The organism is Acinetobacter gyllenbergii (assembly GCF_001682515.1).
Taxonomy (GTDB): Bacteria; Pseudomonadota; Gammaproteobacteria; order Pseudomonadales; family Moraxellaceae; genus Acinetobacter; species Acinetobacter gyllenbergii.
In genome coordinates this window covers 218,815-244,963 of the sequence record NZ_KV575261.1, presented here as the reverse complement: position 1 = coordinate 244,963, position 26,149 = coordinate 218,815, and the positions used below count along the sequence as shown (strand labels likewise).

26 protein-coding genes are annotated in these 26,149 nt (G+C 37.8%); 19 read left to right on the top strand and 7 right to left on the bottom strand.

Annotated elements, in window-relative coordinates; translation table 11 throughout:
* The first annotated feature begins 195 nt into the window (after positions 1-195).
* Positions 196-1,239 carry a 3-deoxy-7-phosphoheptulonate synthase gene (locus NG55_RS01310; protein WP_065342100.1) on the top strand — a complete coding sequence of 348 codons (1,044 nt, stop codon included), beginning with the start codon at positions 196-198 and terminating at the stop codon, positions 1,237-1,239.
* Between the two features lie 53 nt (positions 1,240-1,292).
* On the opposite strand, the gene NG55_RS01305 is transcribed toward NG55_RS01310, so the two are convergent.
* Both NG55_RS01305 and NG55_RS01300 read right to left on the bottom strand, forming a co-directional pair.
* Positions 1,293-2,213: an alpha/beta fold hydrolase gene (locus tag NG55_RS01305; RefSeq protein ID WP_016539966.1), complete on the bottom strand. Its 921-nt coding sequence runs from the start codon at positions 2,211-2,213 to the stop codon at positions 1,293-1,295.
* Positions 2,213-2,773: a PadR family transcriptional regulator gene (locus NG55_RS01300; RefSeq protein ID WP_065342099.1), complete on the bottom strand. Its 561-nt coding sequence runs from the start codon at positions 2,771-2,773 to the stop codon at positions 2,213-2,215. Before NG55_RS01300 ends, NG55_RS01305 begins: the two co-directional genes overlap by 1 nt.
* Positions 2,774-2,897: 124 nt before the next feature.
* Here NG55_RS01300 and NG55_RS01295 point away from each other — a divergent pair, with 124 nt between their 5' ends.
* From NG55_RS01295 to NG55_RS01280, 4 genes are all read left to right on the top strand, one after another.
* On the top strand, positions 2,898-4,922 hold the full coding sequence (locus tag NG55_RS01295) for an NADPH-dependent 2,4-dienoyl-CoA reductase (RefSeq protein WP_065342098.1): 2,025 nt from the start codon (positions 2,898-2,900) through the stop codon (positions 4,920-4,922).
* A 71-nt stretch (positions 4,923-4,993) separates the two neighbouring features.
* Positions 4,994-5,401 (top strand): nuclear transport factor 2 family protein, encoded by a 408-nt coding sequence (locus NG55_RS01290; RefSeq protein WP_065342097.1) that lies wholly within the window; start codon positions 4,994-4,996, stop codon positions 5,399-5,401.
* A 39-nt stretch (positions 5,402-5,440) separates the two neighbouring features.
* On the top strand, positions 5,441-6,160 hold the full coding sequence (locus NG55_RS01285; RefSeq protein ID WP_065342096.1) for an SGNH/GDSL hydrolase family protein: 720 nt from the start codon (positions 5,441-5,443) through the stop codon (positions 6,158-6,160).
* A gap of 19 nt (positions 6,161-6,179) precedes the next feature.
* Positions 6,180-7,265 carry a YheT family hydrolase gene (locus tag NG55_RS01280; RefSeq protein WP_016539971.1) on the top strand — a complete coding sequence of 362 codons (1,086 nt, stop codon included), beginning with the start codon at positions 6,180-6,182 and terminating at the stop codon, positions 7,263-7,265.
* Positions 7,266-7,324: 59 nt separating this feature from the next.
* Here NG55_RS01280 and NG55_RS01275 read toward each other — a convergent pair whose 3' ends face one another.
* Positions 7,325-7,777 (bottom strand): internalin, encoded by a 453-nt coding sequence (locus tag NG55_RS01275; protein ID WP_065342095.1) that lies wholly within the window; start codon positions 7,775-7,777, stop codon positions 7,325-7,327.
* A 370-nt stretch (positions 7,778-8,147) separates the two neighbouring features.
* Between NG55_RS01275 and NG55_RS01270 the strand changes: the two genes are divergently transcribed.
* The 6 genes from NG55_RS01270 (at position 8,148) to NG55_RS01245 (ending at position 13,818) form a co-directional block, all read left to right on the top strand.
* On the top strand, positions 8,148-9,779 hold the full coding sequence (locus NG55_RS01270; RefSeq protein ID WP_065342094.1) for a CTP synthase: 1,632 nt from the start codon (positions 8,148-8,150) through the stop codon (positions 9,777-9,779).
* A gap of 33 nt (positions 9,780-9,812) precedes the next feature.
* Positions 9,813-10,670, top strand: a complete 858-nt coding sequence (kdsA, locus tag NG55_RS01265; RefSeq protein ID WP_016539974.1) for a 3-deoxy-8-phosphooctulonate synthase — start codon at positions 9,813-9,815, stop codon at positions 10,668-10,670.
* A gap of 45 nt (positions 10,671-10,715) precedes the next feature.
* Complete coding sequence (gene eno, locus NG55_RS01260; RefSeq protein WP_016539975.1) at positions 10,716-12,005, top strand: phosphopyruvate hydratase; 1,290 nt, start codon at positions 10,716-10,718, stop codon at positions 12,003-12,005.
* A gap of 126 nt (positions 12,006-12,131) precedes the next feature.
* Positions 12,132-12,503, top strand: a complete 372-nt coding sequence (gene ftsB, locus NG55_RS01255) for a cell division protein FtsB (RefSeq protein WP_004653719.1) — start codon at positions 12,132-12,134, stop codon at positions 12,501-12,503.
* Positions 12,487-13,185: a 2-C-methyl-D-erythritol 4-phosphate cytidylyltransferase gene (ispD, locus tag NG55_RS01250; protein WP_065342093.1), complete on the top strand. Its 699-nt coding sequence runs from the start codon at positions 12,487-12,489 to the stop codon at positions 13,183-13,185. The genes ftsB and ispD overlap by 17 nt, the downstream gene beginning before the upstream one ends.
* Positions 13,186-13,341: 156 nt before the next feature.
* Positions 13,342-13,818: a DUF6438 domain-containing protein gene (locus tag NG55_RS01245; RefSeq protein WP_065342092.1), complete on the top strand. Its 477-nt coding sequence runs from the start codon at positions 13,342-13,344 to the stop codon at positions 13,816-13,818.
* A gap of 530 nt (positions 13,819-14,348) precedes the next feature.
* On the opposite strand, the gene NG55_RS01240 is transcribed toward NG55_RS01245, so the two are convergent.
* On the bottom strand, positions 14,349-15,245 hold the full coding sequence (locus NG55_RS01240; RefSeq protein ID WP_065342091.1) for a LysR family transcriptional regulator: 897 nt from the start codon (positions 15,243-15,245) through the stop codon (positions 14,349-14,351).
* Positions 15,246-15,373: 128 nt separating this feature from the next.
* Here NG55_RS01240 and NG55_RS01235 point away from each other — a divergent pair, with 128 nt between their 5' ends.
* From NG55_RS01235 to NG55_RS01215, 5 genes are all read left to right on the top strand, one after another.
* Complete coding sequence (locus NG55_RS01235; protein WP_065342090.1) at positions 15,374-16,354, top strand: zinc-dependent alcohol dehydrogenase family protein; 981 nt, start codon at positions 15,374-15,376, stop codon at positions 16,352-16,354.
* Positions 16,355-16,829: 475 nt separating this feature from the next.
* Positions 16,830-17,246 carry a YeeE/YedE family protein gene (locus NG55_RS01230; RefSeq protein ID WP_016660323.1) on the top strand — a complete coding sequence of 139 codons (417 nt, stop codon included), beginning with the start codon at positions 16,830-16,832 and terminating at the stop codon, positions 17,244-17,246.
* The gene (locus tag NG55_RS01225; RefSeq protein WP_065342089.1) at positions 17,246-17,656 is read left to right on the top strand and encodes a DUF6691 family protein; all 411 of its coding nucleotides are present in this window, start codon (positions 17,246-17,248) and stop codon (positions 17,654-17,656) included. The genes NG55_RS01230 and NG55_RS01225 overlap by 1 nt, the downstream gene beginning before the upstream one ends.
* Positions 17,657-17,666: 10 nt before the next feature.
* Positions 17,667-18,539 carry an MBL fold metallo-hydrolase gene (locus NG55_RS01220; RefSeq protein WP_065342088.1) on the top strand — a complete coding sequence of 291 codons (873 nt, stop codon included), beginning with the start codon at positions 17,667-17,669 and terminating at the stop codon, positions 18,537-18,539.
* A gap of 163 nt (positions 18,540-18,702) precedes the next feature.
* On the top strand, positions 18,703-21,033 hold the full coding sequence (locus NG55_RS01215; RefSeq protein WP_065342087.1) for a TonB-dependent receptor: 2,331 nt from the start codon (positions 18,703-18,705) through the stop codon (positions 21,031-21,033).
* Between the two features lie 81 nt (positions 21,034-21,114).
* Here NG55_RS01215 and NG55_RS01210 read toward each other — a convergent pair whose 3' ends face one another.
* Positions 21,115-21,600, bottom strand: coding sequence for a DUF2867 domain-containing protein (locus NG55_RS01210; protein WP_065342086.1), 486 nt, complete (start codon positions 21,598-21,600; stop codon positions 21,115-21,117).
* Positions 21,601-22,030: 430 nt separating this feature from the next.
* Between NG55_RS01210 and NG55_RS01205 the strand changes: the two genes are divergently transcribed.
* Positions 22,031-22,837 (top strand): class I SAM-dependent methyltransferase, encoded by an 807-nt coding sequence (locus NG55_RS01205; protein ID WP_065342085.1) that lies wholly within the window; start codon positions 22,031-22,033, stop codon positions 22,835-22,837.
* A 367-nt stretch (positions 22,838-23,204) separates the two neighbouring features.
* Here the strand turns inward: NG55_RS01205 and NG55_RS21185 are convergent, their stop codons facing one another.
* Complete coding sequence (locus tag NG55_RS21185; protein WP_065342084.1) at positions 23,205-23,540, bottom strand: hypothetical protein; 336 nt, start codon at positions 23,538-23,540, stop codon at positions 23,205-23,207.
* A 661-nt stretch (positions 23,541-24,201) separates the two neighbouring features.
* On the opposite strand from NG55_RS21185, the gene NG55_RS01195 reads away from it, so the two are divergent.
* Positions 24,202-24,669: a BLUF domain-containing protein gene (locus NG55_RS01195; protein ID WP_065342083.1), complete on the top strand. Its 468-nt coding sequence runs from the start codon at positions 24,202-24,204 to the stop codon at positions 24,667-24,669.
* A gap of 417 nt (positions 24,670-25,086) precedes the next feature.
* On the opposite strand, the gene NG55_RS01185 is transcribed toward NG55_RS01195, so the two are convergent.
* Complete coding sequence (locus NG55_RS01185; RefSeq protein ID WP_016660326.1) at positions 25,087-25,380, bottom strand: PAAR domain-containing protein; 294 nt, start codon at positions 25,378-25,380, stop codon at positions 25,087-25,089.
* Positions 25,381-25,930: 550 nt separating this feature from the next.
* Here NG55_RS01185 and NG55_RS01180 point away from each other — a divergent pair.
* A complete protein-coding gene (locus NG55_RS01180; RefSeq protein ID WP_065342082.1) occupies positions 25,931-26,146 on the top strand; it encodes a hypothetical protein in 216 nt (71 codons plus the stop codon).
* Positions 26,147-26,149: the final 3 nt, after the last annotated feature.

Below are 26,149 nucleotides of genomic sequence, written 5' to 3'. Positions count from 1 at the left end.
GATCGGCAACACCGATCAGGTTTTTTTATGCTTTAACAATCATGATTTTAGGAGAAATACCATGCATACATTTAATTATTCATATTTTAGCAAGATTTCTTGGTTTTACTTTGCAAAAAAATCAACATCGCTTAGATCACACTTGCTCAAATAAATGATAGGACTGCGAAGAAGGCCAGTCCAAAGGAATTGAAAATGAATGCTTTAAATACTGCTTTGACACAACCACAATCACATACAAAAGAATCAATGCTTAGCTTGCCATCACAACTCAAAGCGCAGTATCCCTTGTCTGCAACTTTAGCGCAGCAAATTTCAAAACATCGTCAAACGATTCAGAATATTTTATCTGGACATGATCATCGCTTAATGGTGATTACAGGTCCTTGCTCGATTCATGATCCTATCGCAGTACTCGAATATGCTGATCGCTTACAACAATTACAAGAACAGGTCAAAGATCAGATTTTCCTTGTTATGCGTGCATATATTGAAAAACCGCGTACCACGGTAGGCTGGAAAGGTTTCTTATATGATCCAAATTTAGATGGATCATCAGACTTACAACTCGGTTTAGAAAAATCTCGTCAGCTTTATATACAATTGATTGAAAAAGGTTTGCCAATCGCAAGCGAAATTTTAAGTCCAATGGCAACTGGTTATTTCGATGACTTATTAGCTTGGGGCGCAATTGGTGCGCGAACCAGTGAGTCGCAAATTCATCGTGAAATTGCCAGCCATATGCCATACAGTATTGGCTTCAAAAACGGTACCGATGGTTCGATTCAAATTGCGTTGGATGCGATTCAATCAGCACAGCATGGCCATCAATTCTTGGGGATGACTCAACAAGGTCTACCTGCAATTTTGCATAGTGAAGGTAATCCATTACCACATTTAATTTTACGTGGTTCAAATCATGGGACTAACTATGATTTAGCTTCGATTCAAGCGATGCATTTCAAACATAAACAATTACCTGCACTGGTAATTGATTGTAGTCATGGTAATAGTGGTAAAGATCCGTTATTACAGCCTCAGGTTTTACAGCAAATTATCGCAGAGCGTACTGAGTCAAAAGTGCGTGGTGTAATGATTGAAAGTCATTTAGTTGATGGCAATCAAAAAATTTCTTGTGATATGACCTATGGTCAATCAGTCACAGATGGTTGTCTAGGTTGGGATAAAACTGCACAAGTGTTGTTGGATGTTGCTAAAAACATGCGACACAAAAAATAAAGTAGACAGAAAAAAGCCAATCTTAACCGATTGGCTTTTTTATGATGCTAGAACTAAGCGGCTTGCGTTGAGAGCGCGCTCAGAAAATACCCAATCTCTTGACTGAATTTTCTTGGTTCAGTAATCAGTGGTGTATGTCCAGAACGTTCAAAATAAATTGCTTTTGCATTGCTCAAGCTATTTGCAATCAGGGTTTGTCCTGTTTCTGGGTAAAGTGAAGATTCACGACCAATAAAGAAAGTGGTTGGGCAATTCAGCTGACTGATGGCTTCACGATAGTCTTCATCATGATTGAGATAATTTTCGACATACCAAAGTAGATAGTCTAAACGCTGAATTGGCAGTAAGTATTTTTGTAAGAATGGGCGATGCAAAGCAAGTTTAACGATTTTAGGCGTGTAGTTATTGCTGCCTTGCAGTTCAATAAAATCACCCCATAAGCTCACAAGGTTATAGCGAACATCATTGGGTAGATCCTCTAATGTTTGTGCGTTTTTATAATCGAGCAATAAGGTTTGGATATCAATTAACAGTTTTTTAAATTGAGGGTGCTTTGGACCAAATAACCCGTATTGCCAAGAATCATCAACCGCAATTTTAGGAGTTTGATCAATATGAAGATAGGCCTTAAGTTTTTCAGCTAAACCACCATGCTTCATGCCATGCATGGCTGTGGTTGCACCCATGGAATAACCCATCAAGATGAATTGATCGAGTTTTAATTGTTGGATCAGTGAGTCTACATCATTCCAATGACTTGAGATTGCATCGAGCTTTGGAATCGCGCAATTTTTTGAACCACCAAAACCACGCCAGTCGGGAATGATAAATTCATATTGTTTGCGGTTGGCAAATAAGAAAGGGAGCCATTGCCAGCTTTGCATGCCCAGTCCGGATAAGACGAGTACAGGTTCGCCTTCACCAACGCGTCGCACAAATAATTTTTCTTGATCGGGCATACTATAAAACGGCATTATTTTTCTCCACGATTGTTGGCTTCTTCAAACTTTTTCAGTTGAGGAATCATTTGTTCCAACCATTTTATCCATTCATTTTCCTTAATGATACCAAGTTCCAGAATCATCTTATGGATAAACAAAATGCGATTGGTTGGTTCGTTATCTTTAAAATCTTTATCATGAATGGCTTGATAAAGGCTTAATTTTTCCTTATGTAACGACAAATGGCGTTCTAATTCAGGCAAAATATTATTGCCACCGAGTTGAGCTTCTGCTCTTAGCCTGACCATGAGGTCATCGCGCAATTGCGCGGGTTCACTTTGTTGTTCAATCCATGACGCCAGTTGTATTCTTCCAAGTTGTTCAACTTGATAAGTTTTTTTACGGCTGTTGGCAGCTTGTTCTTCTAATGTCGAAATCCATCCTTTTTTCAGCATCCCGTTGAGTTCACGATAGATTTGCTGATGAGTCGCATTCCAAAAGAAGCCCATTGAACGGTCAAAGCGACGAGCCAAGTCAAAACCTGTACTTGGTTTTTCCAATAAGCTGGTCAATAAAACATGGGCTAGTGACATGATGTTCCATAATAAAAAATGACTCATCAGAATTATGCAATATGTTGCATAAAAATCAAATCTTGTTTATAACTTTATGCAACAAGTTGCATTAGCTAGCAGAGTGCGAGCCAAAGGAGAAACCATGTCAGCTTATCCACATTTATTAAAGCCACTTGATTTAGGCTTTACCACCTTAAAAAACCGTGTCCTCATGGGGTCTATGCATGTTGGTTTAGAAGAAGCACCCCAAGGTTATGAACGTATGGCTGCATTTTATGCAGAGCGTGCTAAAGGTGATGTGGGATTAATCGTAACAGGGGGTATTTCTCCAAACGATGCGGGTCTGACATTCGCACATGCATCTAAGCTGGATAGCATTGCAGAAGCAGAAAAACATAAAGTGATCACCCAAGCAGTGCATGATGCGGGTGGTAAGATTGCGATGCAGATTTTACATACAGGGCGCTATTCTTATCAGCCTGAGATTGTTGCACCTTCTGCGATTCAAGCACCGATTAATCCAATTAAACCTAAAGCATTAAGTTCAGCTGAAGTACAGCAAACCATTGATGACTTTGCCAACTGCGCCAAGCTGGCACAATACGCGGGCTATGATGGTGTCGAAATCATGGGGTCGGAAGGTTATCTGATTAATGAGTTTATTGCAGCACGTACCAACCATCGTGATGATGAATGGGGGGGTAGCTATGAAAATCGTATCCGTTTCCCGATTGAAATCGTTAAGCGTACCCGTGATCTAGTCGGTGAAAACTTTATTATTATTTATCGCTTGTCGATGCTGGATTTGGTTGAAGGGGGTTCAAGCTTAGAAGAAGTCATTCAACTGGCGAAAGCAATTGAAAAAGCCGGTGCGACCATTATCAATACAGGAATTGGTTGGCATGAAGCACGTATTCCAACCATTGCAACCAAAGTACCGCGCGCTGCATTTACATGGGTAACTGAAAAACTAAAAGGTCAAGTTTCAGTCCCATTGATTACCTCGAACCGTATTAATACCCCTGAAATGGCAGAGCATGTATTGGCCTCTGGTCATGCCGATATGGTGTCTATGGCACGCCCAATGTTGGCCGATCCTGAGTTTGTATTAAAAGCCAGTGAAGGTCGTAGCGATGAAATTAATACTTGTATTGGTTGTAACCAAGCTTGTTTAGACCATATTTTCTCAATGAAAATTGCAACATGCTTAGTCAATCCACGTGCTTGTTACGAAACTGAGCTGATCTTTAAAGACGCGAATGCGGTTAAAAATATTGCAGTGATTGGTGCAGGCCCAGCGGGTTTGAGCTTTGCAGTATATGCAGCAAGTCGTGGGCATAAAGTTAAAGTCTTTGATGCAAGCAATCAAATTGGTGGTCAATTCAACATTGCCAAGACCATTCCAGGTAAAGAAGAATTCTACGAAACTTTACGCTACTTCAAACGTCAAATCGAATTACAGCCGAATATTGAGTTGGTGCTGAATCACACAGCGACTTATGAAGAACTGAGCCAAGCGGACTACGATGATATTGTGGTTGCAACAGGCGTGACGCCGCGTCAATTACAATTTGAAGGCATCGATCATCCAAAAGTTTTGAGCTACATCCAAGTGCTAAAAGAACGTGTACCTGTCGGCAAACGTGTTGCCATTATTGGTGCGGGTGGTATCGGCTTCGATACGGCAGAATATTTAACCCATGAAGGTGATAGCGGCAGCTTAAATCCTGAAAAGTTCTATGCAGAATGGGGTATTGATACCTCTTATACACATGTAGGTGGTTTAAAAGCAGCTGAGTTAGAAAAGTCTGAACGTGAGATTTATTTATTGCAACGTAAGAGTGCGTCTGTTGGTGCAGGTCTGGGTAAAACTACAGGCTGGATTCATCGTACAGGCTTAAAACATCGTGATGTAAAAATGATTGCTGGCGCCAGCTACGACAAAGTGGATGATCAAGGTTTACATATTACCGTTGACGGTCAAATTCGTGTACTTGAGGTGGATAATGTGGTGATTTGTGCAGGTCAGGAATCGTATACCGCAATGTTTGATCAACTTAAAGCGGATGGTAAAAGTGTTCACTTGATTGGTGGCGCCAAAGAAGCGGGTGAGTTAGATGCAAAACGTGCAATTCGCCAAGGTGCTGAGTTAGCGGCAACGTTGTAAAAACTACAGGGAGCATTTGCTATTGAGGAAATGCTCCTGACGTATCGATTAAATCTCAAGGGAGAATAACAATGACATTGGAAATGACAAAACAAGCTTTAGAAAACTGGCATCAGATGATTAAAACAGGTGACCTATCCAACTTAAATGATTTATTGGCAGACGATGTGGTGTTTCGTTCACCAGTTGCTTATAACCCTTATGAAGGGAAACACGTGGTTTTCTTTATTTTGACCAATGTGATTCAGGTTTTTGAGAATTTTACCTATCACCGTGAATTTTATACCGAAGATGGTGCAAATGTGGTGTTGGAATTCAGTGCCAATGTCAGCGGAAAATCACTTAAAGGCATCGATATGATTCGCTTTAATGAGCAAGGCAAAATCATTGATTTTGAAGTGATGATCCGACCAATGAGCGGTTTGGCGGCATTGGCAGAAAAAATGGGTGCACGATTTGCCAAGTATCAACCGAATTGATGTCTGAAAAATAGCCTAAGTAATATTAAGAGAATGAAAATGTGGTTAAAGCTTTCAACTTTTGCATTATTGCCTGTATTAGTCGTACAGGGTATGAAAGTTCGTCACAATACACCACGTCTTTCGGAAGCACGTGGTGAGCGTAATGGACGTGTTGGTCAAGGTCAGCCACTTTCTTTACTCATTCTTGGCGATTCAGCTGCAGCAGGTGTTGGGGTTGAAACCCAGCAACAAGCTTTGTCAGGAGCGATTATCGCAGAGTTGCAGGATGAATATCTGTTGCAATGGAAACTACATGCTAAAACAGGTGATACCACGCAACAGGTTTTTCAAGCGGTACAACTATTAGAACAGCAGTGTTATGATGTTGTTATCACTTCAATTGGTGTCAATGATGTGACTAAACTGACTTCTGCCAAATCTTGGCTTAAACAACAAAAAAGGCTATTCACTTATATACAGCGTCAGTTTCAACCTAAACTCATTATTGTATCGGGTGTGCCACCAATGCAGCATTTTCCAGCTTTGCCTAATCCTTTGGCTTGGTTGTTTGGAAAATACGCAGAGCAAATGAATCAGGCATTACAATTATGGTTGGCACCACAATCACAATTTCGATTTATTCAATATGATATTGAAGCTTTTCAAGCAATGGATTTGCCGATGGCAAGCGATGGTTTTCATCCAAGCAAAGAAATCTATGCCATCTGGGGACAACAGGTCGCGGCTTTGGTGCGACAAACATTTACTCATGCTTAGATAGAGGCGGTTATTGAATATGGGTATATCTGCTTTAGATAAAATCAAAGTGTTAGGCTCAGAACTCCTTGATTCAGTGCTTGGTGCTGAGCAACCCAAAATGTACTATGACCCGAAAGGGAAAATTAAAGATGTTTTAGAAAAACTACCCCAGTTAAAGCAAAAATATCGTCCTACGCCTTGGCTCAGTAATACCCATATGCACTTGTTGTATTTCGATGTCATTCGTAAGAAGACTATCAAACTTGAATATGATCGCGTTGATCGTTTGATTATGCAAGATGGAGGTATCACTGCGGTTGCGTGGTATGGATATGACCTACCAGTAGAAACACCAACCATTGTGATTATGCATACCATTACAGGGACTCCTGAAAGTATGCGTGAACTGGTCAAAGATTTGCATGAATATAATGGTTGGCGAATTGCACTATGTTTGCGCCGTGGTCATGCTGGATTACCAATGCCCGTGCCTCGTATTTCACTGTTTGGTTCAACCAGCGACCTAAAAGAACAGCTTGTGCATATCCAAAATCTGTTTCCACAATCCGATCTATATGCTGTTGGTTCCTCAGCGGGCACGGGGCTTTTGGTGCGCTATTTAGGCGAGCAAGGTTTAGATACACCATTCAAAGCGGCTTTTGCAATGTGTCCTGGCTATAACACTGAAATCGGTTTTAAAAATGTACATCCTTTTTATAGTAAAATGATGACCAAGAAGTTATTTAAATACTTCATTTATCCGTATCAGAATACATGGAATCAAATTGCCTCTGTCGAAAAAGTGCTGACGACAACAAGTTTGGAAGCGTTTGAAAAAGAATATTTTGAAATGGCTGGATTTCAGGATTATCAGAGTTATTGCCAGGCCATTAATCCAATCTATGTTTTTGAAAATGTGAAAATTCCATTGATGATTCTCAATGCAGAAGATGATCCGGTTTGTTCAATTAAAAACTTAGAACCTTATAAGGATGCCATTCAGCAAATGGACAATATTGCTGTAGTAACGACGAAGAAAGGCAGTCATTGTGGTTTTTATGAGAGTTTAAGAGTGAAGTCTTGGGCCTCGCGTTTGATGGCGGATTTTTTTAAGAATTACTAAATTTATTGAGATAAAAAAGCCAGTTGATTTCAACTGGCTTTTTTACTGCAACTGAAACCTTAGTTATTTAAAGCAGGGGTTGCAGCAGCAATTGCAGCAGCAACAGCGTCATCTTCACTTTGAGCTGGTGCAGATGGTTTTGCAGCTTTCACAGGTTGTTCTGCTTTAGGCTGTTCTGTCTTTGCTGGTTTCTGTTCAGCATTTACAGGTTTTTGCTCTTCTGCTCGTGGAGCTTCAGTTGGTGTTTCTGTTTGAGCTGGACGAGTCTCACGACGAATCTCAGTCGTTGTATTTGGTGTTTCTTCACGCGTTGTTTCTACAACTGGCGCTGGAGCTTCATGCTTATCGACACTTTCTAAAGACTCGAACTCTTGGATTTTTTCAGGTTCAGGCTGAGCTTGAGTCTCAGTTGCAGTCTGCTCTTCGCTTTTAGGTTCTTCTTTTTTCACACAAGCAGTTAATAAAAGACCAGTCGCAAGTGCTGCACAAATTAAAAGTTTTTTATTCGCCATTGCTAAAACAACATATTAAAAAAGGACAGCAGCAATTATAACAGTAAATCTATGTGAAGAAATCACTACGCATTGTTGAGTTTGTTGATATTTTATAAATGCTTGCAAAGAGGTTTAGGGTTTGAAGCTGATTCGTCTGTGATGCAAACCTGATTTTTAATTCATTTGTTGATGAATTTGATTGATGAACGCTCATTTATGGATGAAAAATCCACAAAACCCTTAAATTTTTATCGAAAATGCTGATAGAATAACCAGTTGTTTATAGTTCTTTGAATTGATGCGGTTTGACTTTGCTTTATAGGGGCAGAGTACAGTAAAATTGCCCAACATTGTAGGCCGATTTCGGCTCGATTGTACGAGAAACTCAATGACCCATTTTATTTTTGTCACTGGTGGTGTGGTTTCATCACTAGGTAAAGGTATTTCTGCTGCTTCTGTTGCTGCACTTTTGGAAGCTCGTGGCTTAAAAGTCACTATGGTAAAAATGGATCCATACATTAATGTCGATCCAGGTACCATGAGCCCATTTCAGCACGGTGAAGTTTTCGTCACAGAGGATGGTGCTGAAACTGACTTAGATTTGGGATATTACGAACGTTTCTTACGTCGTGCGAAAATGACCAAACTGAATAACTTTACCAGTGGTCGTGTATATCAAGACGTTTTGAATAAAGAACGTCGTGGTGACTACTTAGGTGGTACGGTTCAAGTTATTCCACATATTACAGACAACATTAAAGAACGTGTACTTCGTGCTGGTGAAGGCTATGATGTTGCAATCGTTGAGATTGGTGGTACGGTTGGTGATATCGAATCACTTCCGTTCATGGAATCAGTACGTCAATTGATGGTTGAGCTTGGTCATAAACGTACCATGCTCATGCATTTGACCTTATTGCCATACATCAAATCAGCGGCTGAACTCAAAACCAAGCCAACGCAACACTCAGTGAAAGAGCTTCTTTCTATCGGTATTCAGCCAGATATTTTAATCTGTCGTACTGAATATGATGTCGATGTCGATACCAAACGTAAAATTGCATTGTTCACCAATGTGGAAGCGCGTGCCGTTGTGGTCTGTAAAGATGCAAAAACGATTTATCAAATTCCACGTACATTCTACGAACAAAATGTTGATGATTTAATTTGTGAACGTTTTGGTTACAACGATCTTCCAGAAGCAAATCTTGAAGATTGGGACAATGTGGTAGAAGCATTACTCAACCCAGAATACACAGTACGTGTGGCGATGGTAGGTAAATATGTAGAATTGCCAGATGCTTATAAATCTGTCAATGAAGCGCTTTTACATGCTGGCATTCAAAACCGTGTCAAAGTTCAGATTGATTATGTCAATGCTGAAGAGCTTGAACAGCAAGATATTAGCATTTTAAATACTGCTGACGCGATTTTAGTTCCAGGTGGTTTTGGTGAGCGCGGTACTGAAGGCAAAATGAAAGCCATTCAATATGCACGTGAAAACAAAATTCCATTCCTTGGGATTTGTTTAGGTATGCAATTGGCTGTAATTGAGTATGCACGTAATGTAGCAGCAATGCCTGAAGCAAGCTCAACAGAATTCAACCGCTCAACCAAATACCCACTCATTGGTTTAATCACTGAATGGTTAGATGAGCGTGGTGAGTTACAGCAACGCAGCCTTGAGTCTGACTTAGGCGGTACCATGCGTTTGGGTGCACAAAAATCTGAATTGGTTGAAGGCACGAAGACACGTGAAGTGTATGGTAAAGCTGAAATTACTGAGCGTCATCGTCATCGCTATGAAATGAATGATCGTTTTATTCCTGCACTTGAAGAAGCAGGAATGAAAATTTCAGGTTATTCATCAGTACAACATTTAGTTGAAACTGTAGAAATTCCTGAACATCCTTGGTTTATTGCTGTACAATTCCACCCGGAATTTACAAGTTCACCACGTGATGGACACCCATTATTTGCTAGTTTTATCGGGGCTGCTAAAAATCAGCACCAAAAGTAAGTACTGAGTTTTAAATAAACTGGGAAAGTTTAAATGTCACAATTAAAACCACAAGAAGTTGTACGTTTAGGCGATATACAAATGGCAAATCATTTGCCATTTGTATTATTTGGCGGAATGAACGTACTAGAGTCAAAAGATTTAGCATTTGAAATTGCTGAAACTTATGTTGATATTTGCAAGCGCTTAGACATTCCTTATGTATTTAAGGCGAGCTTTGATAAAGCAAACCGTTCAAGCCTGAACTCATACCGTGGACCAGGTTTGGAAAAAGGCATTGAATGGCTAGCTGACATTAAAAAGCATTTTAATGTGCCGATTATCACTGACGTTCACGAGCCGTACCAAGCAGCACCAGTTGCTGAAGTTGCCGACATTATCCAACTTCCTGCCTTCTTAAGTCGTCAGACTGATCTTGTTGAAGCAATGGCGAAAACCCAAGCCATTATCAATATCAAAAAAGCACAGTTCTTAGCACCACACGAAATGCGTCATATTTTGCATAAGTGTTTGGAAGCTGGGAATGACAAACTCATTCTTTGTGAACGTGGTTCAGCATTTGGTTATAACAACTTGGTTGTCGATATGCTTGGCTTTGACACCATGAAAGACATGAATGTGCCGGTATTCTTTGATGTGACCCATGCATTGCAAACCCCAGGTGGGCGTGCTGATTCTGCAGGTGGTCGCCGTGCCCAAATTACGACTCTAGCGCGTGCGGGTATGGCAACAGGGTTAGCAGGCCTGTTCTTGGAAGCACATCCTGAACCTGAAATTGCAAAATGTGATGGACCATGTGCATTGCGTTTATCTCAGCTTGAGCCATTCTTGGCGCAATTAAAAGAATTGGATACTTTGGTTAAAGGATTCAAAAAGTTAGACACCCATTGATGCAATCATTTGCATCTTGTTTTTCATTCAACAGAGGAATTGTTCATGAGCCAAATCGTTGACATCCGCGCACGTGAAATTTTGGACTCTCGTGGTAACCCAACCATCGAAGCAGACGTTATTTTAGAATCTGGGGTTGTTGGTCGTGCATGTGCACCATCTGGTGCTTCAACTGGTTCTCGTGAAGCTTTAGAACTTCGTGATGGCGACAAAGCACGTTATTTGGGCAAAGGTGTTAAAACTGCGGTTAATAACGTCAATACCATTATCCGTGACGCTTTAGTGGGCAAATCAGTATTCGAACAAAAAGACATCGATAATACGATGATCGCGCTTGATGGTACTGAAAACAAAGAAAAATTAGGTGCTAACGCAACTTTAGCAGTTTCATTGGCTGCTGCACGTGCTGCTGCCGATGAAAAGAAAATCCCGCTTTTCCAATATATCGCTGATCTTCGTGGTCAAACGACTTTGACCATGCCTGTACCAATGATGAACATCATCAATGGTGGTTCGCATGCTGACAATAATGTTGATATTCAAGAGTTTATGATTGAGCCTGTAGGCTTCACGTCATTTGCTGAAGCATTACGCGCAGGCGCTGAAATCTTCCATTCTCTAAAATCAGTTTTAAACAAAAAAGGTTTAAACACTGCTGTGGGTGATGAAGGTGGTTTTGCGCCAAACTTGCGTTCAAACGAAGAAGCAATCACTGTTATTCTTGAAGCAATTGGCCAAACGGGTTACAAAGCTGGTTCTGATATTATGTTGGCACTTGACTGTGCTTCTTCAGAATTCTACAAAAATGGTCAATATGTTCTTGCTGGTGAAGGCAATAAAGCATTCACAAGCAACCAGTTCTCTGACTATTTAGCGGGTCTTGTAAACCAATACCCAATCATTTCGATTGAAGATGGTTTAGATGAATCTGACTGGGAAGGTTGGAGCTACTTAACCTCAATCCTTGGTGACAAAATCCAATTGGTTGGTGACGATTTATTCGTAACTAATCCTAAGATTTTACAACGTGGTATCAATGAGAAAGTCGGTAACTCTATTCTGATCAAATACAACCAGATCGGTACATTGACTGAAACTCTAGATGCCATCTACCTTGCGAAAGCAAATGGTTATAGTACTGTGATCTCACACCGTTCTGGTGAAACTGAAGATTCAACAATTGCTGACTTGGCAGTTGGTACCGCAGCGGGTCAAATCAAGACCGGTTCACTTTGCCGTTCTGACCGTGTAGCAAAATATAACCAATTACTTCGCATTGAAGAATTAACGAATGCAGCTTACCGCGGTAAAGCTGAATTCAAAGGTCTAAAATAAGGTCAATTTATCTATGTTGAATACTTCTGATCATCTTTCTTTACAAAAGAGAGAAACTCTGCAAATTCATAATCATATAGAATTTGCAGATGATCTTCCTTGTAAGAAGGATGTAGGGAATTTTTCATGATAGAGATGTTTCGATCGACCTCGAGTAAATTGATTCTGGTGCTTGTCATCGCTTTGGTGGCAAGCTTGCAGTATCAGTTTTGGCTAGGTGAGGGGGGCTATTTTCCTCACCAAGCTTTAACTCAACAAATTACGCAGCAAGCAGAAATTAATACTGAGCTAAAAGAACGTAATCGTATTTTAGCGGCGGAAGTTTTTGATTTAAAAAATGGCAGCGAAGCCATCGAAGAGCATGCTCGTTTAGATTTAGGTTTGATTAAACCGAATGAGACGTTTGTGCAAATGAGTACCATTAGTACCCATTACAAACCGATTTATATCGATCCTAACGCAAAAGAAGACACTGCAACCAATGAAAACCCAGACTAAGCTGTGGGCGGTTGTACCAGCAGCGGGTTCGGGCAGTCGTTTTTCAAAAACTGAATTAAAACAATACCAGTATATTCAAGAGCATACTGTACTTGAACACACTGTCAATCGACTGAATTCCTTAGATTTAGCAGGTTGCGTACTTGCCATTGGTGTACAAGATAATTTTGCAAAAACCCTGTCTTTTCAGCATAGTGATAAACTGCATTTTTGTTTGGGCGGTGCTGAGCGGGTACATTCTGTTTTAAATGCCTTGATCTATTTATCTGAAATTGCCCATGAAGATGATTGGGTATTGGTCCATGACGCTGCACGGCCATGTGTGACAAAAGAATGTCTTACTCGGTTAGTTCAGACTGCAGAGCAGCACAATCAAAGTGCCATTTTGGCTATTCCAGTTCGTGATACGCTAAAACAAGTAGCTCACCATAATCAGATCGAGAAAACTGTAAGCCGTGAGTTGTTGTGGCAAGCACAAACGCCACAAATGGCGAAACTCGGCGTTCTTAAAAGTGCAATTGAAAAGGCTTTGGCCAATCACATCGTGATCACTGATGAAGCAAGTGCTTTGGAATATGTGGATGAACCTGTACAAGTGGTGCAGGGACGTTCAGATAATATCAAGATTACTTATACTGATGATTTAGAACTTGCTCGCTTAATTCTTCAAGCTCAAGACTAAGCTTAAATAACTCATGTACAGCTCTTATTTTTTTCTCTGATTCCAAATAGCCTAAGCAAATTTAAGTGATTTTTCCATTTTTTTTACATCAATCTAAATGACAAAATTTCTACGATTTGTTAAATTTGAATAACATACTTTATAATGGATCAACAAATGAAAAAATTATTCATTGCGGGCCTTTTTACTTTTTCTTTAGTTGGTTGCGCAACCACTCCTCAACAACCTCAGGATACGGCGCAAGAAACAATTCGCTATTCGTCTAGTCCATGTTTTGGTGCATGCCCAATCTATTCTGTTGAGATTACACCTGAAGGAGCTGTTCATTTTGATGGTAAACAATATACCAAGGTGACAGGAACTCAGGATTTAACGGTTGATCCTTCTGTTTATAAGAAATTACAACAAGAGCTAAAAACCTATCGTCCTGCTACGGGCGCAAATGTCAAAACAACAGGTTGTGAAGAAACAGCAACTGACCAGCCAAGTGCTTATTTTTCTTGGAAAAAGCCTGATGGTACTGTAACAAAACTGAGCCATTACACTGGATGTATTTCTCCAGCTAATGCCGAGTTAAATAAAGTAATCGATAAATTACCAAAACTGATTGGTATTGAAGATCTCGTTCGTTAAGCTTGTCGTTAAAAAATAGATAAAGTTAACCTTCTTGTGCATAAAGGTATCAGCAAAATCAGTTGTTTATACCTTTATTACAGCACTGCGGACGCTATTAAAACCTAAAAATAGGCTGTTGTGTAAGTCAATACAACAGCCTACACCTAGAGTTTGCATGGACTGAATACTTATGGAAAAGTATCATGAAAGAATTTTTATCTTCTCGACATATTTCGATGTAGATGAACTTGCAAAAGCAGTATTATAAGTCCAAATGTTGGGCTTAATACGCGATCACGAGTCCTTAGATATATTCAAACTGATGATTTTTAGAAAGAAGAGACTTAATCAAAAATCTATAATTTATTCAACCAAGAGTCAGAATTGCTGGAAGAACATCAAATTCGTTTTGCTACACAACATATAAATTCACATCTTGCTGCTCCAATTATTAAAGTTATCACTTAGAGTATCTAAGTTTAAAAAGTTAAACTTTTTATGAACTTAGTTGCCAAGGTGATGATGAATGTATAGGTTGCAAACAGCAATTATTCTTTTTTTAACAAATTTTCAATGAGATAGTTATAAAGTAATTTTATTCGTTTAGGTGTTGGTCCTAATTGTGGGCGATATAAATATAAACCCCAAGGAGATGATTTCATATTTTGCATCACTTCAACAACAGTACCTTGTTTAATCATCGGTAATGCTAGAAAGTCGGGAATATGACCAAAACCAATCCCATCAATTAATGCTTGGCAATAAGCATCAAGATCATTGGTTGAAAAAAGAGGTAAATTGGGCATAAAAGTCTGATCATATTCAAATCCCCAGAACCAATATTGATTTGAAGATAAATTCTCGAATGCAATAATTGGAAAATGATTCAGATCCTCAATCTGTTGTGGTTGTCCAACTCTTTTTATCAGTGATGGAGCACCGACGACGCGAAATCCCATGTTCATGATTTTACGAGAGACAAAGCGATTGTCATTCAGAAAGCCAATCCGAATACCAATATCTATTTGATTCGTAATGACATTGCTGTGTTCATCAGTCAGCATACAGCTGATTTTTATCTCTGGATAATCAATTTGGAACTTTGAAATTAAGGGGATAATGATATGCCGACCAAATGTGGTTGGCATGGTCAGACGGATATGACCTGCAACATCTTCAATCGTTTCAGTGGCACTGTTCTTGACTAACTCATTAATTTTGTTAATTAATGGCTGGGCCTGTTTTAGTAGTTCTTCACCTTCACGGGTGATTTTATGACCTCGTGTACTTCGATAAAAAAGAATCTCACCCTTCTGATCTTCCAGTTCCTGAATCGCACGTGTAATGGATTGTGGGGATTTTCCTAACTGTATCGCCGCTTTTTTGAAATTTTCTGCGTTTGCAACTGTGCAGAAAATTTTAATCAATTCGAAATAGTTATTCATAGATTATTCCAAATTATGGAATTAAGAAATCCGCATTCTATCATTTTTTTTGATTTGATTTTTCAGTACATTTCTTTATCAGCCCCGATTGTTCGGCGATTTTTTTTTCATGAATAGAGGTAAATAAAATGAAAGCGCAAATCCTGAAAAGTTATGATGTAAAGGAATTTAATCTTATTGAAATTCCAATTCCTGAGATTAATGCAAATGAAGTTTTAGTAAAAATTCATAGCAGCGGTGTGAATCCAATTGATTATAAAATCCGTGAAGGTGCTGCACCTTATGCAGATCCAGTCCTACCTGCAGTATTAGGAACAGATCTGGCAGGTGAAATTATTGAAGTTGGGAACAACGTGACAGCTTTTAAGGTCGGAGATGAGGTCTATGGTCTTGCCGGTGGTGTCCGAGGGCTACAAGGCACTTTAGCCGAATATATTGCTGTAGATGGCGATTTGCTTGCTATTAAGCCCAAAAATTTATCTATGCGTGAAGCCGCGGCTTTACCGCTAGTTTTCTTAACTGCTTGGGAAGGCTTGATTGATCAGGCTCGAATAAAAGAAGGCGATACGGTTTTAGTACAGGGTACTGGTGGTGTTGGTCATATGGTTGTCCAACTAGCGAAAGCGAAAGCTGCACATGTGTATGCGACTGGTTCAGCAAAGCGTCAGAAAATGATTGAGGGGCTAGGTGCTACAGCAATTGATTATGCAACACAAAGCGTTGAAGATTATGTGCAGAAATATACTGGAGGTCAGGGGTTTGATATTATTTATGACACTGTAGGAGGTGATACGCTTGCCGCATCATTATCAGCGATAAAACCCTATGGACATATTGCAAGTTGTTATGCCTTTGGTGAAATCAATTTAGCACCATCTTCTTTACGTGCTGCAACCATTTCAGGTGTGTTTGTGTTATTACCGATGTTATCGGGTCAAGGACGGGCTCATCATGGAGATATTTTGCGAGAATTAACCCAGTATGTTGAATCGGGAAAAATCAAACCGATTGTTGATCCACGTACTTTTACTCTGGAAAATGCGCTTGAAGCTCATGATTACCTAGAAAGTGGCTTTGCTTCAATTAAAGTTGTGGTCGATATTGTTTAATTGACCGATTAAGCAGCTATGTTTTTTGAAATATGGCTGCTTGTTTTTATTAATGAATATCAATCACCATAAATTTCATGATTGTTACGAACACAGTCGCAACTTGCAGATGCAAGCCATTAAGCGTTGATATCTGATCATTCTTCAAGTGGTGAGAAAATGGATTTTTTAAGTAGAAATAGATTAGGTTGATCGATTAGAAATCTCTCTAGCGTACGTGATAGTTGTTTCCACTTGGGTTTGGAAAGCTACTTTCTCAGTGCGATTAGTTGGCTCATTAAAGTATTTCAATACTGTTTTGTCACCGATTTGGATGCTTATGATTCAAGTAAAAATACTTATTTTTCAAAAAAACTTACCAATATGTGCCTAATTTCATAAAAATTAGTGATTAAGCGCTAATATTAAATAGATTTATTTAAATAATATTCTGAATGATATATTATAAAAACATATATTGATTGGTGGAAGGATGATGACAAGTATTATTCTAGCTTTGTTAGGTGGCGCGTTAATTGGATTAGCGGCTGTTGGTTATTTATACGTCAATGGGCGTATAGCGGGTGTGAGTGGCTTGATTGCACAATTATTACAGCCCAAAACATTTTTGAGTAGTTCGGCTTTTTGGTTTCTATTGGGTCTGATTATTACACCATTTATTTATCAAATTTTTGTTAAGCCTGAAATTATCATGCAGTCGTCTCCGCTCGCTTTAATCATTGCTGGACTGTTGGTAGGCTTTGGGACTCGTTTAGGTTCAGGTTGTACCAGTGGACATGGGATCTGTGGGATTAGCCGTTTATCACCACGTTCAATCGTTGCCACAATGACATTTATGTTTGCTGGTTTCGTTACGGTGTATGTTGTACGTCATATTCTGGGAGCCGCGTAATGAAAAATCTATTTGCGTTTATCTTTGGCAGTGTATTTGCACTGGGCCTATTGATTTCAGGCATGTCAAATCCTGAGAAGGTATTAAGTTTTTTAGATATTTTTGGTGCTTGGGATATTAGTTTGATGTTTGTAATGATTGGAGCAATTGCGGTTGCATTCATTCCATTTCAGAAAGCATTGCGTCGTCCCAAAACATTATCAGGTGAGGCGATTGCTTTACCAAAGAATAATCAAATTGATAAGAAGTTGATCTCAGGTGCGATATTATTTGGTATGGGTTGGGGCATTGCAGGCATTTGCCCAGCACCTGCAATTACTTTGATCGGACTGGGTTATTTTGAGGTTTGGTATTTTATAGGCGCAATGCTACTCGGCATGTTGATCCATCGTCTTTGGGCCAAACAGTAGGAGAAATGCAATGCAACATCCAACAGTCAAAGCTTTTTTTGATGAACAGAGCAATACCTTTAGTTATGTTGTGCATGATCCTGAAACAAAGCATTGCGCGATTATTGATAGTGTTTTGGATTATGATGCTGCCTCAGCTTCAACTTCCACACAACATGCAGATGAGATTATTACCTACATTCAATCTCAAGCACTCACAGTTGAATGGATATTGGAAACACATGTTCATGCAGATCATTTAACGGCGTCACAATATTTAAAATCAGAGCTGGGTGGCAAGATTGCCATGAGTGAGAAAATTGCGATTGTTCAAGATACCTTTAGTGCGATTTATCATATTGATCTTAAATATTTTAATACGCATCAGGTGTTTGATTATCTGTTTAAAGACCATGAACACTTCAGTATCGGAAACCTAGACGCATATAACATACCAACGCCAGGACATACCCCTGCGTGCTTAAGTTATATCATCGGTGATGCTATTTTCGTTGGCGACACCTTATTCATGCCAGATTATGGTACGGCGCGCTGCGACTTTCCTAAAGGAAGTGCTGATCTATTATTTGATTCTGTACAAAGGCTTTATCAACTTCCTGACCAAACGCGTGTTTTCTTATGCCATGACTACAAGCCAGAAGGCCGAGCTGAATATGTGTATGAAACCAGCATTTGTGCACAGAAGCAGCATAATATTCATATCAATATGAAAACGCTTAAACAGGACTTTGTACGGATGCGTCAAAGCCGTGATGCAACATTGTCGATGCCAAAGCTTATTCTGCCTGCAATTCAAATTAATATGGATGCAGGGCGGTTCCCAGAACCGGAATCGAATGGCATTCGCTATCTAAAACTACCTTTTAACTATTTTAATCGCTAAGAGTGCAAAGCCCAGATTACTCAGATCTTTTTGAGTTATCTGGGCTTTCTTATATCAAATTTTTGCATGCAGTCCATATTTAGCAGAAAAAATGGAGTTTAGGTTCTGTTTGAACACTCAATTGTTATGTTATAACATATCAATTGCAATTAAGGAGTTCAACGTGCGTTATAAAGCCTTGGCAATCGCCATTCTATTTATTCATCATCAAGCATCTGCAAATGAGCAGGACAGTCCTGTAATTTTGCCAAATATTAGTTTAAAAGCAGAAACAGATCTTTCAATCGGGAACAATATTGTTGTAGAGAATCGAAATACACAAAATCAAACTTTGGGGGATGCACTCAAGCAGGTGTCAGGCGTACAGAGTAGCTCTTTTGGTCCCAATGCAGGCGCACCAGTTATCCGCAGCTTAAGTGGAAATCGTGTACAAATTCTTGAGGATGGACTAGCGATTTATGGCATGAATGCTGTCAGTGGCAATATTGCCATTCCATTTGATCCTTTATTTAATCAATCTATTCAGGTAAATAAGTCATCGGATAGTGTGAGATACGGTGGAAATGCCATCGGTGGTAGTGTAAATGTAGAGAATGGTCTGATTAGCAAAGAAATTCCTAAGAAAGATCATAATTTAGAGCTGGCTGTGCGAAAAGGCTGGAACAGCACCGATGCACATGGTTTTAAGCTGAATTTAAATAATCAAAGCAACTTTTCAACCAATTTTTTATTTTCTAAACAGGATATTTCGTCTTATAAAATTCCGGGGAATAGCAAAGCTGAACAATGTAATAGTGGAATTTTTCCTGCAACGGGTGGGGTGAGTTCAGCCTTGGCAGACGCCTGCCAAAAGGATGCACGTATACAACAGATCTATAACACCGCATCGCAAAAATATATCGACCAATTTATGACTGAAAATCCAGATTGGGCGGATGGCCAGTTTTCATTTTATACCGATAAACCAACATCTGTTTGGAGTGGTAAAACTTATACCAACCCAGTCAATCCTGAATATATACCTGATACCCCTAAGTTTAAAGAAAACAAGATTAATCAAGATGTGACGCCAAATTACCATCGTAAATTAGGTAACAGTTATTTAGAAAATCAGCATTATGCGATTGGCAGTACTTATTTCTTGGAAAATGGCTATATTGGTCTAAGTGCGGATTCGAAGAAAAATGCATACGGCGTACCAGGTTTTTCTTTAGAAAATAAGTCATTTCAATCCTCCTATGAGGATGGCTTACCCGTTGGGGTAAAGACTGATCAAAGAAAATATAGCCTAGATAGCCAGTTTAATTTTGATATTCCCTTTTTAAAGGGCGTTGATATTAAAGCGAATCAGGTGATCAATCGTTCAGGTGAATATTTAGGTCCACAACTGGCTAATGATTACCGCTTTGATACTAAACAAGCCGAAATTGTATTGAGACATCAGCCTATTCGCTACGTGAATGGTTTACTTGGGCTGAGTCAAAGTAACCGTAGTGTCGAAGGGCAGGGCAAGCTACGCTATCTTCCCAATGTCAATACCAAGACCCAAGCCTTTTTTATTCAAGAGATGCTTGATTTGGATCGACTCTCTTTTGATGCAGGTTATCGTCAAGAACGAGTAGATCATTCGATCAAAGACAGTGATTTTAAGATCGCTCGTAATTCACCGAATACGACACTACAAGACACCAGTTTTGATTTGGAAAATTATAGTTTTGGTTCTTATCTTAAAATCAACGACTACTTTGGAGCAAAACTTAGATATTCAGTGTCTGAGCGTGCACCTGAACTCAATGAGCTTTATGCCAGCGGTAATCATTATTCCATTATGATCAATGAGCAAGGCAACCAAAAATTAGAACCAGAAAAATCCAAGAATACTGAGCTGACAGCTTTATTCAATTATCAAGATTTTAATCTTGAGGCTACTGTATATAAGATGAAATTTGAAAACTATCTCTATCTCACTCATTCTGGTATGCAAACGGCGAACCGCTTACCACTCAAATACTGGACTCAAACAGATACAGAAATCACAGGCTTTGAAGTTGACCTTAAGCAGAAAATCAATACTCAGCAATTTGGTATTTTTACGCTTGGCGCATTTGCGGATTTTGTAAAAAATAAGAATTTAAATCCGAGTCGGACCAGTTTATTTAATGATGGTAATTATCTACCAAACATGCCCACCAATCGTTATGGTGCGAGCCTAGAGTGGAGTAAAGGGGATTGGGCTGCACGCCTCTCAAGTATTTATTATGATAAACCTAAATATTTGGGTAAGAATGTATCAGAAGAAGTACCATTACCAGCCTTCAATATGGTCGATATGCAGATTAGCAAGCATCTAAAATTCAAGAATTCTGATATTGACGTGTTCTTGAATGGCTCAAATCTACTAAATGAGGAAGCGAGACCGCATAACTCCCCACTCAAATACATTGCACCATTGCCAGGGCGTGGTTTTCAACTGGGGATTAATATGAAAATATAGATCTTTGTGACCTACAATTTCGAGACTAGTCACTAAAAGCGATATTGATTATCCGCTTTTAGTGACAGTTCTTTCAATTGGTTAATGCAAATTTTTTAATGAGTTTTTGACAATCAGTCCATGAACCAAAGAAACAGGCAGCATATAAATTTTTCCAAAAAGATTGTAAGTAATCACACTGGTTGTGACGGTTAACTCATTTTTTAATTCATCATGTTCTTGAAGTTGTAATGCCACTAATACACTGAGATGTTTATCTGTAGATTGTAAATATAATTCCTTGTCTGTAATTTTTACTACATCAAAAAAATCTAACTTTTCATTGATCTGAACATTTTCTGGTTTAACCGAATCAAAGCCTTTGATCGGTTGAACACCTCCAAACTTCGAACTTAAAAAATCCCTGATCTTAAATGCGATACGTAGCCAAAAGGGTGGATGACCTGTCATTAAGTTATAAACTTGCATCACTGTTAGATTCTTGTCGATGTATTGATGTACTTCATGTAGGTAGTTAAGCGATGCTAATGGAGCAACCAAAGGATGAAGGTCATTCTGATGTTCCATTGTGCTTATTCCTAGATTTTATAGATATATGAAATTTATAATAATTTATAGATGAATTTCTGGATATTTGTCAATCACATTATCTGACGATTATTTTGAATTTGGCTTGATATTCTAGTATAAAATGGCTTTTCTAATTGATATGTATTTTGCTAAGCTAAATTACATTTCACATAGTTTATAGAGATTTAAGTACAAGCAGGATTAGCAAAAGCAATTCAGTGATTATTGCATCCGCTTAAACATTCTCGTAGGGTGGATTAAGCCTGAATAATGCCATAAATTTACAATTATCCGATGATCACGAGTGCGATGTTGTTATCTCCTCTATGGTGCAAAAAAGCAATGTTTTTTAAAAAGAAAGAATATAGTAAAAGAGGTTAAATGAGCGAAGTAAATATAGCAAAAAAATTGAAATTAAGGATAAAAGATGAATGACTATATCAGTATCAATAAGCATGCTTGGAATTTAAAAACAAATGCACATATCAAGAGCGAGTTTTATGACAATATTTCCTTTCTAAGAGGAAGAAACACGCTAAACTCAATAGAATTGGGTATTTTAGGGGATATTTCAGGCAAATCCATACTACATTTACAATGTCATTTCGGACAGGATTCTATGTCATTGGCACAACTTGGAGCCAATGTTACAGCTATAGATTTTTCAGAGGAAGCCATTAAAAAAGCAAAAGAGTTTAACGATGAACTAGGTTTAAATGTAGACTTTATTTGCTCCAATATTTATGAACTCCCCAGTGTTTTAGACAAAAAATACGATTACGTATTTACGAGTTACGGAGTTATAGGATGGTTAGAGGATTTAGATTTATGGGCTAACGTGATATCCAATTTCTTAAAAATTGGGGGTAAATTTTTGATTGTTGAATTTCATCCAGTCATATGGATGTTTGATGATGAAATTAAAAATATAACATATAGCTATTTCAAAAATGACCCTATAAATGAATCATCTACGGGCTCTTATGCGGATAAATCAGCAGAAATAAACTATCAAGCCATCACTTGGAATCATAGTCTGAGTGAAATATTTACAAGTTTAATCAATCATGGAATAAATGTTCTCGAATTCAAAGAATATGATTACTCATCATATAACTGTTTTGGCAATATGACGAAAGAGAATGAAAAATACCGGATTGAGCATTTTGGCAAGAATTTACCATTGATGTTTTCGATACTGGGTGAAAAAATCAATAAATTTATTAGATATTAATAACTTAATTTTTGGAGTTCTTTGATTTCTTGGATGATCTTTAGATGTGTCAAAGACTATTACAGTCTGTTGTGAGTCCTTTATTGATACCAGAAATTTTAGTATTTAGTTACCTTAGAAACATATCTACCACCAGTTTCCAGGTCAAAGCTTAATGAATTGAATACCATTGGCGCCGAGTGAATCCAAAAGAATGATCCCACGACTCAGCCAGAGAATTTATTTGCGATCTCGATTTGCTACAGCATTTAAAGATATTTCAGCCAAAGCGCTTGTCAGCAAATCTTTGATGAAACCAGTAAGGATTATAAAGGAGTAAGGAGCTAAGTATTAAAAAGCTGAAAATAGTTGCATAATTTGGATAAAACTAGAAAGTATCAGTTTTATAATGTGGAACGATTAGGTTTTTTCTTAATTTTGGCATCAGAATCTCAATTAATGTAAAGGTTGATAGAGAAGTTAAAAGCATCATAAAAACTTCCAGCGAATGACTTAATGTAAACAGTAGGGTATAAAATATAGAAAAGCATAGCAGGCTGGCTAGAAAGTTTTTAAAGTATAGTGTGATAAAAACAGAGTATAAGAATGCAGAAAAGAATAAATTAAAATTTTTATTCATTCCCATTTTATTAAATAAGATGATTACTAAAGAAATAGTTATTACTGAAAGAGCAAAAATAAAACAATTCTTAATGATATTCATTGCTTTTCCTTAGTTTTATTTGACAAGAGAATACCCACCTTTAAGGGCCTCATCTCAAAGGTGGGTTTGGGTGCTACACCATTATTTAAAGTAAGCATTTATATTATTTTTATTGTCTAAAATTATCATGGCTAAATATTTTAAACTCAATAAAAAAAATAATGGATTATTGAAATGCTGGTGTATGAAGAAATTATAATTATCCAATAAAATGAGGGTATAATCTTTGGCTTACATGCTTATGAGAAATTTCTTACAATTGGTTAAAAAACAACCAAATCCTTAACCATTGAAATTAAAAATATAGATATAAAACAATATTTTATTTTTAATTTGGTGAAAAGTAGTTGAAAGTTATTAATATTTTTTTACAGAAGTATGCTGTATGGTATACGAAAGGAGGTGAAGAAATAAAAATAGCATTAAAAAACAAAAGCCTGTATGCTGTAATTCACGCTTTACACAAAGACTTATCTAAATAAGCTTTTTCTTAAAAAATGATTGGTTTTTCTCTCTAAGTAATTTTTATATGCGGGTGTATCCAACATGGGATTTGTTAGAGTTCTATACGCAAGTAAGGCCCAATATCTATTTTGATCTTCGGCAAGATTTATCAAAAAGTCTTGATACAGTAGTTGAGCATTGTGAATAAGGGAAGAATATGAAAATTCAATTGTGTTATGCCAGTTCACGACAAGGTCTTGCAGATGATTTGATCGATGATCTAAGCAACATTTTAACAGTAGCAAGAGGCTTTAACTCTAAAAATGTTGTATTTGGTGTCTTGTATTATGCAAATAATGCATTTTTTCAATGCTTGGAGGGAGAAGACTTCATTGTTTTACCTTTATTAGAAAGTATTAAAAAAGATTCAAGGCATAAAAATATTTTTGAATTTAAAATAAAAGAAATTCAAAAATATAGTTTTAAAAATTGGTCTATGAAATATGTTCAGAAAAGCTCTAAAGTAGATATTTTCTTCAGTCGTTTAGGTTATGAAGAATTTACTCCTTCAGCTCTGAATGATCAAAATTTAGATGGATTACTTGAAGCCTTATTGAATGAAAATCAAACTCGCGTTCGTAAAAGAGTAGGATTAAATCAAAGGGGCATTCACCCATATATTTGAAAATAGGTTGTTTAATGTCTTCAGGTTGATTGAATTTTTATCAGCACTGTGTATAGGTTACTTCATTCAGAAATTTCTAATTTCGTAATGAAGCTTTATTTTTCATTCACGATCCTTATTGTTTCACACCATGTTCGAAAATCAATCTTTTCAATATTCGGGCATAAAATTGATTTATCAAAAATGTAATAAGTATTCTCCTCTGTCTCTGAGAAGTAGTAATAATATTTTGAATCTTCTCCATATAACCAATAGCTGCTCGACCCCTCATTAATTTTTGTTGGATGGAAAGAGAAGATGTTGCTTTCTTCAGGAATGTCGTTAGTCTGATCTGTTGCTAATCGCCAAACATTTGAAAATGCATTCGAAAATATGCTTAGACCCAATATTCCAATGAATAAAAGATAACTTAAAGATTTAAAAATTTTCATTTATGTGTTTTTCATCCTTTTCCTGATTAAAGGATGTCTTTGACTTCAATAGCTTGCACCCACATGAAAGTAAGTCACCTTCACGCGCAACAGGCAAACCACCGAACCGAGTTTCTGAATCACCTGTCATGATGAATGCTGCTGTATTATGGGTCGGGCAAGTAGCCTCATCACCAACACAAGCGATTGGTTTGCCATTGATAAGAAAGTTTCTATTTCCGCTAATTACTTCACCGCCACCCGTCGTTGGGCTTCCGACAACTATGTAATGTTTGGGCATAATAGTGTGACTCAGTAGATGATTTTGCGGCAATATATTAGCAAAATTTAATATAGAAAGTTCTGTATTACTGATGAGTGGTTAGAAAATTTCTTATCGGGATATATATAAAAGCCCTCTTAGTAGGGCTTAGTTCAACTATAATTTATCATCTCAAATATAAACCAAGCATCACCGTAAACATTCCTGGGAGCATACATAAAAAGCTCATTGCTTTACCTTCTTGGGTATTTCTTATGTGTTTATGAAATATATGTGGACCAAAAATTAATCCAAAGATAGCCAAGATGAATCCCATAATTATTAAAAATGCTGACATTGTTTTATCACTCCTTACTCAGTTCTCTTGTCAGCAAAATTAGAACTTAAATACACAATACAGCGCAATCAACCTTAAAGAGATTCGAGATTTTATTATAAAGAAGAAAAGTTTGATTTGGGTAAGTTCTTTGATCCAGAGGGGGCGGCTTTACACTCTGGAACATCTCAGAAAGCTGGATGGGCTAAAATTTAAGGAGATTGGAATTTAACCAACATAGAGGTGCTTACAATGTCAAAAGTATCAATTGCCGAATGTTGTACGCGAAAGGAAGAGCTAGAAAAGGCTTTAACTCATCAGATTGCAGAGCTAGTCAATAAGTTTGAAATTGAAACAGGGGTAAATATTCGTGATATTTACCTAAACTTTACCGATGTATCTGAGATAGACAGACCAGATAAATATGTTTTTACCAGTGTTACAGTGTGTACTCAGAAGCCTGATTAACTT